General features: G+C 44.2%; 11 protein-coding genes. 6 read left to right on the top strand and 5 right to left on the bottom strand.

The genetic code is table 11. The features are described 5' to 3' along the window. Positions 1-3: 3 nt before the first annotated feature. The gene (locus F0364_RS00005) at positions 4-1,239 is read right to left on the bottom strand and encodes an IS256 family transposase (RefSeq protein WP_153795707.1); all 1,236 of its coding nucleotides are present in this window, start codon (positions 1,237-1,239) and stop codon (positions 4-6) included. Positions 1,240-1,556: 317 nt separating this feature from the next. On the opposite strand from F0364_RS00005, the gene pfkA reads away from it, so the two are divergent. The 6 genes from pfkA to F0364_RS00035 all read left to right on the top strand — a co-directional run bounded on the left by pfkA (position 1,557) and on the right by F0364_RS00035 (position 8,068). Beyond that, entirely contained in the window at positions 1,557-2,540 is a 984-nt protein-coding gene (gene pfkA, locus F0364_RS00010) for a 6-phosphofructokinase (protein ID WP_153795708.1), read from the top strand. Positions 2,541-2,566: 26 nt separating this feature from the next. Continuing rightward, complete coding sequence (gene pyk / locus F0364_RS00015; protein ID WP_153795709.1) at positions 2,567-4,069, top strand: pyruvate kinase; 1,503 nt, start codon at positions 2,567-2,569, stop codon at positions 4,067-4,069. Between the two features lie 635 nt (positions 4,070-4,704). Further along, positions 4,705-5,838 carry a redoxin family protein gene (locus F0364_RS00020; RefSeq protein WP_235920968.1) on the top strand — a complete coding sequence of 378 codons (1,134 nt, stop codon included), beginning with the start codon at positions 4,705-4,707 and terminating at the stop codon, positions 5,836-5,838. Positions 5,839-6,169: 331 nt separating this feature from the next. Beyond that, positions 6,170-7,018, top strand: a complete 849-nt coding sequence (locus tag F0364_RS00025; protein ID WP_153795710.1) for an AraC family transcriptional regulator — start codon at positions 6,170-6,172, stop codon at positions 7,016-7,018. Positions 7,019-7,102: 84 nt separating this feature from the next. Continuing rightward, positions 7,103-7,519 carry an OsmC family protein gene (locus F0364_RS00030; protein WP_153795711.1) on the top strand — a complete coding sequence of 139 codons (417 nt, stop codon included), beginning with the start codon at positions 7,103-7,105 and terminating at the stop codon, positions 7,517-7,519. A gap of 27 nt (positions 7,520-7,546) precedes the next feature. Next, on the top strand, positions 7,547-8,068 hold the full coding sequence (locus tag F0364_RS00035; protein ID WP_153795712.1) for a hypothetical protein: 522 nt from the start codon (positions 7,547-7,549) through the stop codon (positions 8,066-8,068). A 231-nt stretch (positions 8,069-8,299) separates the two neighbouring features. Here F0364_RS00035 and F0364_RS00040 read toward each other — a convergent pair whose 3' ends face one another. The 4 genes from F0364_RS00040 to F0364_RS00055 all read right to left on the bottom strand — a co-directional run bounded on the left by F0364_RS00040 (position 8,300) and on the right by F0364_RS00055 (position 12,780). Continuing rightward, positions 8,300-9,331 carry a glycosyltransferase family 2 protein gene (locus F0364_RS00040; protein ID WP_153795713.1) on the bottom strand — a complete coding sequence of 344 codons (1,032 nt, stop codon included), beginning with the start codon at positions 9,329-9,331 and terminating at the stop codon, positions 8,300-8,302. A gap of 219 nt (positions 9,332-9,550) precedes the next feature. Next, positions 9,551-10,567 carry a glycosyltransferase family 2 protein gene (locus F0364_RS00045; RefSeq protein ID WP_153795714.1) on the bottom strand — a complete coding sequence of 339 codons (1,017 nt, stop codon included), beginning with the start codon at positions 10,565-10,567 and terminating at the stop codon, positions 9,551-9,553. A 263-nt stretch (positions 10,568-10,830) separates the two neighbouring features. Continuing rightward, positions 10,831-11,766 carry a glycosyltransferase family 2 protein gene (locus F0364_RS00050; RefSeq protein ID WP_153795715.1) on the bottom strand — a complete coding sequence of 312 codons (936 nt, stop codon included), beginning with the start codon at positions 11,764-11,766 and terminating at the stop codon, positions 10,831-10,833. A gap of 12 nt (positions 11,767-11,778) precedes the next feature. Further along, entirely contained in the window at positions 11,779-12,780 is a 1,002-nt protein-coding gene (locus F0364_RS00055) for a polysaccharide deacetylase family protein (RefSeq protein ID WP_207632438.1), read from the bottom strand. Between the last annotated feature and the right edge of the window lie 649 nt (positions 12,781-13,429).

A 13,429-nucleotide genomic window follows, 5' to 3' on the forward strand; every position in this document is an offset into this window, starting at 1 on the left:
TTTTTAGAAAATTGCGGCCATCCTCCCCTCGAACATAATGCTCAGTTGCTGTATGGTTAAGCTCCAGTTCGGAAGTGGCTTTGTCCATTTCTCCATAATGCGCTGGGTGGTCAGGTATACCAGTTTCAACAGCGCCATATCATGGGGAAAGGCACCCTTTGTTTTGGTCACTTTTCTTATCTGCCGGTGATAGCCTTCTATGGTATTGGTTGTGTATATCAGACGCCGGATATCTTCACTGTATTTAAAAAAAGTGCTTAGCTTATGCCAGTTATTTCGCCACGAACGGGTGACAGCAGGATACTTTTTGCTCCACTTTTGTTCCAGTTTATCCAGGTGTATTTCGGCCGCCTGTTTATTGGGTGCCTGGTATATTTTTTTTATATCCGTCATTACTTCCCGGCTGTCTTTATATACCACATATTTGAGCGTGTTGCGTATCTGGTGCACTATGCAACTCTGTACTTCTGTTTTGGGATAAATACTGCCGATGGCCTCCTCAAAGCCTCCCAGGTTATCTATGCATGCAATCAGTATGTCCTTTACCCCTCTTTGCTGTAAATCGGTTAAAACGCGTAGCCAAAACTTTGCCCCTTCACTTTCCGATACATACATACCCAGTATGTGTTTGCGGCCATCCAGGTCAATACCCAGCACATTATACAGGCAACGGGTGGTAACCTGCCCGCTTTCATCTTTTACCTTGTAATACATGGCATCCAGCCACACAATGGTATACAAGGCATCCAACCCCTGGGACTGCCATAACTTTACAGCCGGGATTACCCTGTCTGTTATCTCTGAAAGAACGCTGTGGCTGATATCACTGTCATACATCTCTTTGATGTGGGAGGATATATCCCGAAGGCTCATGCCCAGTCCATATAAACCGATGATTTTATGCTCCAGATTATCCGCAAGGATGGTTTGACGTTTCTTTACTATCTCAGGCTCAAAACTTCCTGAACGGTCACGGGGAGTGGATAAATCCATACTCCCTTCACTCGTTCGTAACTGCTTAATGCCATGACCATTGCGACGGTTAACTTCCACTTCCCTGTTTTGCTGTAGGTGGCTTTCCAGTTCGGCTTCCAGAGCCGCTTCCAGAAAGGACTTAAACAACGGCGCCAAAGCACCTTCTTTTCCTAATAGTGGCTTTCCACTCTTGAGTTGTTCCAGGGCCTTATTCTTCACGGCCTCGTAATCAAACCCGAACGGTGTTTCTGCTTTTGACTTCATCTTGATGTTTTAAAGGTTATCTTATTTTTAACCTTGACACAGTTTATTTTACAGCCTCAAAGCCCCATGCTTATTCTTCTGTCCGGCCCATAAAAATTATCCTGCTGCGGAGCAGCCTCGTCTTTATTTGTAGAAACAATATCTTAAAGCATGCGCCAAGTATAGTACTTTGCGCACTTATGTTATGTCATAGTGTTTCGCCAAATCAGAATTTTTGTTTGTACAGCAAATTCTTATTTTTGGCGCACATTGATGCTTTTCAAGAATTTGCCTGCCATCCTGAAAACTTTTTAAACATATAATCTGATTGCCAAACAATGTCAAAAAAAGTAACCAAAATAGGCGTATTAACTTCAGGAGGTGATTCTCCCGGTATGAATGCCGCCATAAGAGCAGTAGTAAGAACCGGTTTATACAATGGTTTGGAGGTATATGGTATTATACGCGGCTATAACGGGATGATTGAAGACGATATTTTTAAAATGGATTCCCGCTCTGTAGCCAATATTATACAGCGCGGCGGCACCATACTGAAAACAGCACGCAGCAAAGAATTTTTTGATCACGAAGGGCGCAAAAAAGCCTATGCCAACCTGGTTAAACGGGGCATTAACGGCCTGGTGGTAATTGGCGGCAATGGTAGCTTTACCGGCGCATTAAAACTAAGCCAGGAGTTTGATTTACCATGTGTTGGCTTGCCCGGCACCATAGATAAAGATTTATACGGCACCGATTTTACCATTGGCTTTGATACCGCTGTAAACACTGCTATTGAAGCTATAGATAAAATTCGCGACACGGCCGATGCACATGACCGACTGTTTATTGTTGAAGTAATGGGCCGCCATGCGGGTTATATTGCGTTGCATGCAGGCATAGCCACCGGCGCCGAGAACATACTTATCCCGGAAGAAGACACCAGTGTGGAAGAAATGCTGGCCGGCCTGTCAGAAAAAGAAAAACGTAAAAAGCTGGTAAACCTGGTAATTGTGGCAGAAGGCCACAGCAGCGGCGGCGCCAACCAGATAGCCGAAATTGTAAAACAGCAATTGCCCAACCTGGATACCCGTGTAACTATACTGGGCCATATACAGCGTGGCGGATCGCCCACCTGTATTGACAGGCTGATAGCCAGCCGCATGGGCTACCATGCCGTAGAAAGCCTTATGGAAGGCCGCCACAACGTAATGGTTGGCATACAGGACAACACCATGAAATATACCCCGCTGGAAATAGCCATACGCGAAAAACAAAGAGTAGGCGATGAATGGCTTAAGATTGTAAAAATATTAGCTAGTTAATCTCAACCACCAAAGAAAAATTTAATATGTCCACTACAAAAGACATCTCTAAGTACACGCATGCCACTATGGATAACGAAGCGGGTGTTCAGCACACTTTTCACCGCACAAAGATTGTTGCCACGGTAGGCCCGGCCTGCGATACCTACGAAAAGCTGCTTGAACTGGTAAGAGCAGGCGTAAACGTTTTCCGCCTTAATTTCTCTCATGGCTCTCACGAAGACAAGGCCACTATTATTCAGCATATCAGGAAAATTAACAGTACAGAACCTTACAACATTTCCATACTGGCCGATTTGCAGGGCCCTAAACTGCGGGTAGGCGAAATTGAAAATGGCGCCCTGGAAATAAATAAAGGGGACATATTAACCTTTACTTCCAAGGAAAAAGTGGTGGGCAATAAAGAAAAAATTTATGTATCCTACCCTAACCTGCACGAAGATGTGGAAGTAGGCAACAAAATTTTGATAGATGACGGCAAACTGGAAGTTGTTGTTGTTGAAATTGACAAAACAACCGGCAATATAAAAGTAGCCGTTACCTATGGCGGTATCTTACTGCCCAAAAAAGGCGTTAACCTGCCCGATACCAAAATATCACTGCCGGCTTTAACGGAAAAAGACCTGGTTGACTTCGAGTTTATCATGGAACAAAAGTTAGACTGGCTGGCGCTTTCTTTTGTAAGAAAAGTGGATGATATTATTGACCTTAAGAAAAGGGTGCTGGAAAGAAACAGCACCATTAAGGTAATGGCCAAAATAGAAATGCCATCCGCACTGGACGATTTAAGAAATATCATTAACCAAAGCGATGGTGTTATGGTGGCCCGTGGCGACCTTGGCGTTGAGCTGCCTGTTGAAAAAGTGCCTATGGCGCAGCGTGACATCATCCGCAAATGCATACACCGCGGTAAGCCTGTAATTGTGGCCACACAGATGATGGAAAGCATGATTGACCGCGTTAAGCCCAACCGCAGCGAAATAACCGACGTGGCCAATGCTGTGCTGGAAGGCGCCGACGCCGTTATGCTGAGTGCTGAAACAGCTACCGGCAAACACCCCTCGCTGGTGGTTGAAACGATGTGCAAGATTATTAAGGAAGTGGAAAGGACAGAATACCGCTATAACCGCGAAGAAGATTTGAAGCCACAGACAAAATCCCCTTCTTTCCTAAGCGATGCTATTTGTTACAACGCCTGTAAAATTGCCCATGATGTAAATGCCGATGCCCTGATCGGTATGACACAAAGCGGCTATACGGCGTTTGTATTAAGCAGCTACCGGCCAAAATCTCCGTTGTACATTTTTACCAAAAAGAAATGGCTGGTAAACCAGTTAAGCTTAAGCTGGGGCGTTCGTGCTTTTTACTATGATGAAGAGAACAGCCTGGACGATATCTTCCGCGACCAGATAAATATTCTTAAAGAACGCGGCTATATCAGAACCGGCGATGTAACCATCAACACCGGCAGCACACCGGTTAACCTGCACCTGCCCACCAACATTTTAAAGATCACCAAAATAGATTAGCAATAAAAAAGGCCCCGCAAAAGCGGGGCTTTTTTATTGCTATGGGACTAAACTGTAGTGCTGCTATGAGGCGTCCTTTGTGTCACTCACTTGTACTCTATAACTTTACTGAACAGCCCAATCCGCATCCCGCAGCATGGCTGCCACTATCATTACCGGCTGCAGGCTATCTATTCCCACCAGCTATACTTACGGGAAATTCGTATGTAACGTGAATCTCGGATCTTTTATACGGAAATCATCAAGTTTAGCATGCCTTGTATAAGAACATTCTACTGCTGAAATCACAGTAGTACAAAAGCTTAATCAGGGCGAAGGGAAGAAACGGGCTGTATATCGTTTCTTCCTTGACTTTTTTTGTTACTTTTTTGTGTCAAGACAAAAAAGTAATATAGGGTCATTCATAGAGGCATGTGATACACCCAAAACTCACGTTATGCAAGCACCACCGCAACAGCATTAATTTAATGGCCGTAAAACAGAACGTTTATATAAAATGTTTATCTTTTTATTACAATTGCCCGGCTATTAGTTAAAGGTGCTGTTCCCCCTCGCGTTTGTAGCGAGGCCTAACACCGCAAACAGCGCCTTGAATTGATTAGCCGCACAATCTTGCTTTACATAAATGCGCCAATATGAAATACCTGCTCACTACCTGCATAGCTGTTGCAATGTTCACAAGTTTGCTGCTGCACCCTCAAAGATGTTTTGCTGAAGAACATAAAACCCTTGAAATAGGCGCCAAAGCACCAGACTTTAATTTGCCTGGTACTGATGGCAAAACCTACAGCCTCGCATCTTTTAAAAGTGCAGGCATACTGGCCATTGTTTTTACCTGCAACCACTGCCCTACCGCGCAGGCTTACGAAGACAGAATAAAACAACTGTCAAAAGATTATAGTAGTAAAGGGGTTGCCTTAATAGCTATATCCCCCAACGATCCCCGCTCCGTTAGCCTGGATGAGCTGGGCTATACCGATATGAGCGACAGCTTTGAAGAAATGAAGCTGCGTGCAGCCGAAAAACAGTACAACTTTCCTTACCTGTACGACGGCGAAACCCAGGCCACCAGCCGGGCGTATGGCCCCATAGCCACGCCGCATATTTTTGTTTTTGATGAAACCCGCACATTAAAATATCATGGCCGCATTGATGATGTGGAAAAGCCCACCAAAACACCCAATACCCTTGATGCCCGCAACGCTATTGAAGCCCTGCTGGCAGGCAGGCAGGTGCCCGTGCCACAAACAAAAGTGTTTGGCTGCTCCGTTAAATGGGCAGAGAAAAACGGCTGGGCCGTTAGGGCGGCAGCGGAGTGGGCCAAAGAACCGGTAACAGTTGATATGATTGATGAGCAGGGCATTAAAGACCTGGTAAAAAACAATTCAGATAAATTGCGGCTGATAAATGTATGGGCTACCTGGTGCGGCCCCTGTGTTACGGAATACCCTGATTTCATTACCATCAACCGCATGTACCGCGGCCGCGATTTTGAGTTTGTCAGCATCAGTGCAGACGACCCCGCCAACAAAGAGAAAGTGCTGAAGTTTCTCCAAAGCAAGCAGTCATCCGTAAAGAATTACTTGTTCTCCGTTGATGACAAATACAAGCTAATAGAAGCCATTGACCCCAAATGGCAGGGCGCTTTACCTTACACCCTACTTGTTGAACCCGGCGGTAAAATTGTATATGCCCAACAAGGCCGCATTGATGTGCCTGCCATGAAAAAGACGATTGTAGAAAATCGTTTGATTGGGAGGTATTATTGAAACACGAAAGACTACTCATCGCACACTGAGATTTTATTATTCGCTGGCAGTAAGGATTTTCCGGCAACGGAAAATAAGATGTCAACGGATGAGAAATTTGTAAGTCACCAGTTGAAGCAAGTACTACTCGGCCCAACTCCTCCTGCGCTTTTATTCCTGGGAAGTGATGCACACAAAAGAGCCTCAGAAAACGTTTCTGAACTATCACAGCGGTTGAAGCAATGGCAACATGTTTCTTCTGCGACAGATTTTGACTCGTAAGTGAACCGGCAACCGGCCTTTTATTTATGCGAACATGTTTACTTTGCAGACAATCTAACCTGTCTGACATATGGTGAACGACTATAAAAAATTTGATTTGTTTGGAAAGACGTTGATCCAAAAGATTGTACTGAAACCGCCATTCAGGTATGATTTTCCGGTTAATGAACAAGCTTGTTTTTTATTCGTGAAAGAAGGCGCATTCCAGTATCTAATAAATGACTATCAGATAGACATTAACTCCAACTACTCACTGTTCCTGAATTGCCTGAACTCAGGAAATACTATACACAACGCTGAAGGTATTTGTGAGATTGTGATTGTTACGTTTTACGCAGACGTACTACGAAAAATTTATGACAGGGAATTGCCGCTATTGGTTCAGAAGCCGGACAATGTTATTTCAAACAAATCGAACGAAAAGATAAACAATGACTTCTTAATTCAAAAATACATTGAAGGTTTGTTCTTCTATTTTGAAAACCCCTCACTGGTCAACGATGAGATTTTGATCCTGAAAGTCAAAGAAATCATCCTATTGCTGTCCCAAACACGAAATTCAGCGTCAGTCCAGATCATCTTATCGCAGCTCTTTTCTCCCGTTGCTTACACTTTTAAACAAATAGTTGAAGCCAACCTGTTTTCACAACTGACAGTTGAAGAACTGGCGCAACAAACCAACTTAAGCATCTCTTCCTTCAAACGTGAATTCGCCCGGTTGTACAACGACACTCCCGCCAACTATATTAAATCCAGGAAGCTGGAAAAAGCGGCAGAGTTGCTGCAGGTTTCCAATGAACGCATTTCTGACATTGCGTTTAACTGTGGATTTAATGACCTGGCAAATTTCACCAGGAGCTTCAGCGAAAAATTCCATACCACACCAACAAACTATCGTTTGGACAAAATTGCCAAATAAGTGGACGAATTTCAAAAGCCTCCTTTTGCAATCAGTTTCATTTTTGCACCGTCAATAACGACAAATATTTAAAACGCTAAAAAAATGAAACGTTCTGCAAAAGCACACTGGGAAGGCAGTGTAAAAGAAGGCAAAGGAAACTTAACCACACAAAGTGGAGTGTTAAACCAAACGAATTACAGTTTTAAAACCCGTTTTACGGGAGAAGAAAAAGGTACCAATCCTGAAGAATTGTTAGCTGCAGCACATGCGGGCTGTTTTACAATGGCCGTTAGTTTTGCTCTAACCGGGAAAGGATTTGGTATAACATTTTTGGATACCGAAGCTACTGTTTCTATGGACCACGCAGGGATAACAGGGGTTCATCTTGTTATAATAGGAAATATTCCTGGTATCGATGCACAAGAGTTTGAAGCTATTACAAAAGAAGCTGAAAAAAACTGTTTGATTTCTAAAGTTTTGAATATTCCAATCAGTTCAGAGGCGCATTTAGTGCATTAAATCAAATCATTTGTAAACAGTAAAGATATGGGACTGTCCAACCTCGGTATTTTTCATACAATCATTGGAGTTATTGCCATCATTTCGGCTATAGCATCCTTTTTAAAATTTGGCAAAATAAGTCTGCAACACATTACCGGCAAAATCTATTTTTATTTCACATTGATAACTTCACTAACCGCATTAGGCTTATCCAAACATGGCGGGTTTAATCCGGGACATGTGTTTGCACTCTTCATCGTTGTCTTGATATTGATAGCTTACTTTCTCTATGCTAAGAAGCCGGGCAACAATAAAGCCCGGTATTGGGAAAACTTTCTTTTTTCGTTTAGTTTTTTCTTGTCATGGGTGCCTACTATTAATGAAACCCTAACCAGGGTTCCTATCGGGCATCCAATTGCCAAAGGGCCAACTGATCCATCCATCACTAAAACATTGCTTGCTTTTTTGGTGCTGTTTGTTATTGGGTCTGTCTATCAGTTCAGACAACAAACGAGAATCAATAAAAAGGCGCCGACACAATTATCTAAGGCCACAGAAAGAAGCTGAACTGGCCCGCTATTCAAAGGGCAGGCTTTGAGTTGGCTCTTTGAATATTTTAAAATAAATCGAATGCAGTACTGTTTCATTTTCGTTAGCCGAAGTAGAGTGCAGTAAAGCAGGGGCTTCAGCTACATTGAAACAACATAGCTGAAAGCCCCACATAAATTCTTCAGGGATATTTTTTGTGAAACACACAGGCACCCATTATCACAACGAGCAAAATTTTTATGCCCATCACTACAACCCCGTACCATTCTGCTTATCCCTCTTATTAAACAGCCGGCCATTGTGATACTGTATCATCATTTTAAACAGCACTTTGGAAGCGCTGAGCACAATACTGGGATGCCTGCTCAAACGTACAGCAGCTTTTAACTGCGCATAGGCGCCTTCGGGAGAATTTTTATCATGCCACAGGGTATTGGCCGTACGCACCGCATAAGCGGCGTAAAACTTCCGGGCTTTTTTGTGCAGTTCGGGTAATTGCTCCTCCGGAAAGTATTCACGGGTAAGCTTCATTACAGTTTCTATATCCTTAATATTTTCCGCCGAAATCATTTTTTTGTAGGTGATGGAAGAAGGGATGGCCATCCGGTATTCCGCCAGGGGTTCTGGTATGTAGGCAATGGGGTATTTGGCGGCTATGCGTATCCACATGTCCCAGTCCTCGCCATAAATAAGCATACGGAAGGCGCCCAGGTCTTCATACACCGTCCTTTTTACTACGATGGATGGTGTTTCTATCCGTTGGCGTTCGCCCAGCAGCATAAGCATATCGGGCAGTATGCCCGGCTTATCAGCTTCCGGCCGGGCTGTATGCATGTACTGGCCGTTGATATCTATATAAGATGTTCTGCAGAATGCGGCGCCGGCATCAGGGTGCTGCTCAAAACTTTTCTCCATGGCTTCATAAAAGCCGGGCTTAATACGGTCATCTCCATGCAGCAGGTGCAGCAGTTTGCCTTTGGCCCTGTTAATACAGGTTTCAAAATTGCGCAGGCTTCCTACATTCTCGGGCTGACGGTAATACAGCACCCTGTCCTCGCCTATTTCCTTTACCATTGCTTCAACATCGCCGTCTGTACTGCAGTCATCAATCACCTCAATCTGCATGCTGTCAGCACCCCTGTCCTGCCGGATAACGCATTGCAGTGCCTCCTTCAAATACTCATAACAATTATATGCAGGAATCATCACCGACCATAACGGGCCGGCCGAAGTATCTACATAAGGTATTTGGGGTGGTTTTATAGGAATTCTTTCGCCCAAGGGAAATGTTTTTTAAGTTACTTGGCATTGGGGCCAAACTATATTCGTTGTTTTGGTGATAGTCAACTAAGCTAATCTATGGTTTCAATCGGTAAGGTGTTTAAGCTAATGTAATGCAATATAGATATTTGTATAACCACTTCCATTCCCTCCCCCCTTCTCTTTCATTAAAATGCCATAAACCGGCATTAAGATTTTTTTATTCTTTACTAACATTCGCTATTCTTCTTCCAGCCTGCCCGCCATCATCTCTTTTATTATACGTATTTCCCCGGTAAGCAGGCACAATAACAACCATTTGATTTTAGAGAGATGCGGCTTAATAAACAGCAGGGTATAGTACCGTTTGTTAAGGTAAGATGCCCAAACATTGCCATTTATGTTATTGGGGTTGGCTTTTAATGCAATCTTTTCTGATACATGCTTCAAAAAATACATGCAGCTTACCATACCGGTAAAGCCCCGTTTTTTTATCAGCGGCTCAAATTCATAACGCAGAAAGCAGATGTAATCTTCGGGTATGTCAATTTGTTTGTCAAGGTAGTGGTTTATGTTGCGTCTTATTACGGCAAAAATGGCTTCATCGTATTCTTTTTTCTTATGTACCAGGTGGGTACTTTCGTTAGATATGCGGTAATCCAGCAGCGATTCCTCTATCTGTCTTATCCTGAAACGGGAGCTTAGCTTCCAGAAAAGATCATAGTCTTCCGCGTAGGGAATATCGTACATGTTTACATCAATTACCGGTTGCCGCCTGTACATAACGGCCGGGTGGTATACATTGCATTCAAACGTTAGTGTGTAATATAAAAACCTGTCCCGGTGTATTTCCTCCCTTATAAATTCCCCGTTGTTAGATACAACCCTGGCGTAGCAGGATACCATGGCGCAATCCGGGTTGGCCGCCATAAAATCATATTGTTTTTGCAGTCTTTCCGGGTAGCTTATATCATCCGCGTCCATGCGGGCAATCAAATCGCTGGCGGCCATTTTAATGCCTTTGTTAAGCGTTGCGGAAATGCCCATATTCTCTTCGTTGTGCACCAGGTTTATCCTCGGGTCGTTGTACGATTCCACAATGGCTACCGTATCATCCTTTGAGCCGTCGTTAATAATCAAAAACTCAAAATTGGTAAGCGTTTGCGCCAGCATGCTATCCATCGCTTCCCGCAGAAAAAGGGCGGCATTGTAAACGGGCATTAAAACTGTAACCAATGGTTTCACCGGCTCCTGCATGCGTTGTGGTTTTTAATAGTTCTTTTCAAGCTGATATTGGTTTTCATCCGGATTATTTTATCCTGTGTTTCTTTCGTGATTCTTACATGTTTTTATGGTACCGGCTACATATTTCCATAGCATCTTCGTTGCGTCGCAATCCTTTCATCGTTCTGTTCTTTGGGCATCTTTTCAGCCCCCGGTTAGGGTGGAGACGCGATGCATCGCGTCTCTAACGGCAACACTCCCAAAAAATTATCAAAGCAAAATACAACAGCCTGCCATTACCCCGCTTTTGCAGGTTTTATTCTTTTAATTACCGGGTATAACAAACGGTAAGCCTTATCCTTCATTCCAAAATAAGCTTTGCGCCAGCCGGTACGGTAAGGCCGCATGGCTTTTTTGTACAATGCCCATACAAACTTCTGGCGTATGTTCTTTTCTTTCATGTAGCCCATCAGCCATTCAAGAAAATATTTTCTCGCCCTGTCGTAATTGCCCTCGCTGTACGCCAGTGCCACCAACGATTTTGAATGTTGCCTGTAATGCAGGTAGCATTTACTGGTTATATATACAGGCACATTAAAGTAAATTTTTACAAAAAAGGCCTGGTCTTCGTAAAACTGGTATTTGCCTAAAAACAAGCCTGCCGCAAACTGCGCATGCTTCTTATACACATCCATACGCAACATTATATCCGACGGGCACGGCGCCGAGCCATAGCCCAGCGGGTATAAATGCTTTATTAAAAGCGGGGGGTCTGTAACCTGGTCCTGCGGGCCGCCAATGTAAATCATCTCGTCCTCTTCCACACCCTCCGGGTTCCAGGTGCGCCAGTATTCATACGCTCCGCATATCATGCCCACCTGCGGGTTATCCAGCAACAGGCCAAGCTGGTCCCTCAATTTATCTTCGTGCCAAACATCATCGCCATCCAGCACACAAATAAATTCGCCACGGCCATGGTTAATGCCCAGGTTACGGCTGGCGCTGTTGCCCTTATTGGCATGGCCTTCATGCTGAAGGTAAAAAATTTTGCCGGGGTAGCGGGCCATATAGTCTTTGGCTATAGCCGTACTGCCATCGGTTGAGCCATCGTCTACCAGGAAATATTCCCAGTTGCTGTAGCTTTGCGCCAGCACACTTTCCACAGCCTCCCGCAGAAACTTTTCTTCGTTTAAAAAAGCAGTTACAATTGTAATGAGGGGTTGATGCTCCATACATCCATTTTATTAGGCGTTACTTTTAAACCAGCCTTCCAGCCGGCGTTTAAATTCTGCTCCATTCCAGTTTTTAACCTGGAAGCGGGGTAAAGCAAATGCATTTGTTCCTGCATCCACCAGGGCTTCTTCTGTGGTACAGGCGTAGGTATAGCCAGCCTCCTGTAAAATAGCTATTGAATCTTCATTGTAGCTGCCATGGGCATATCCGTAGCCCGCAACCGGCGCAGATAAAACAGTTTCAAGAAAAGTTTTGTTCTCCAGTATGGCCTGCCGTTGCACACCTGCATCAAATTTACCCAGCGCCGTATGCCAGGCGGAGTGTCCACCTACCGTAAACTGCGGCAACCGGTGCAGCGTTAGCAACTGGGCCCCGTTTACGGTTTTATAACTATCTCTTACCGATGCATGCATACCGGTTTGCGCATAAAGCTGGCTTATAATGAGTTGCTGGTTTTGGAAGGATAAGGCTTTCATCCACTCGCTCAGGTACACAAACAACGCATGCTGTGTGGCAGGTGGTGTACGCCAGGGCAACCAGGATGCTATCTGCTTCATATCATCTATGCTGATGATGTGCTGCCAACCTTTTTTAAGGTTAAAATGCCAGCTTTCCCCATCCAGTTGCAGGTTTATTTCAGCAGGCAATTGATTATTTTCCAGCAAAACCCTTTCCAGGGCATCCCACCAGAATTCCGGGTGGTTTTCTCCCACACTGTTGGTAATAAAAAAAGTGGCAGGAAATCGGTATTGCTCCAAAATCGGTTTGGCCGTGGCATAGTTATCAAGGTAGCCATCATCAAACGTAATAGCAACGGCTTTATCAGGAATTTTTTTCTTTTTATCCGCCAGTTGCGCGACGGGCACTACATGGTAATCCCGTAGCACTTCCATTTGCTGTTCAAAATGCTTGGGCGCTACGCATAGCTGCCAGGTATCGCTAACTGCTGTATTAACGCGGTGGTACATGAGTATCGCCGCCTGTTGTTTCCCTTTCTTAAAAATGTTGAGCATGCAGATAGCGTTGTTTATATTTAGAGTTATCGCTGTAATAGAGCTACGGAACTGCAAGTGATGCGGAGCTTCATACAGCATTTTTGTCCTGGCAGTATGCTGCCCCCAATGTCATTAAGTTAAGAAAGACTTTGCTCTTTGCGCCGTAGGTGCTACATGTTTGTAGAAATAGCATACAACAAGGAATCAGCCGCATAGCGGCTACCCTTAAGCGACGATTGGGTAGCCACTCTGTGGCATCCGTTCATCTAAATGATTTTGTTTCTACAAACAGGAAGCCCCGACGGGGCTTAACTTAATGACATTGTGCTGCCCCCGTCATCATTTCGCAACGTCATCATCGCAGGATAATGTATCATAAGCGCATTACACAACCTGTGTTGCAGCGCAACACATTGTGGGTAGAAAATTACAGGTTATCCACCGCATTCCGGAGGAACGCTTTGTGCCGGTACCCGTGGGGGATGAACACAAAATGTTCCTCCGGGAAAGCTCGGCCGAGTCATTATTTATCTCCTCCTTATAGATCTTATCACTAAGTGATTGACTTTTAGATAATTGCAACATTAATCACTTTTTTAGCCTTGTAACTTTACAAAGGGTAGCAACAATTTATTCGACTAAAAATTCGACTAATTATGTTGTTTCC

Source organism: Foetidibacter luteolus (genome assembly GCF_009650435.1).
Taxonomy (GTDB): domain Bacteria; phylum Bacteroidota; class Bacteroidia; order Chitinophagales; family Chitinophagaceae; genus Foetidibacter; species Foetidibacter luteolus.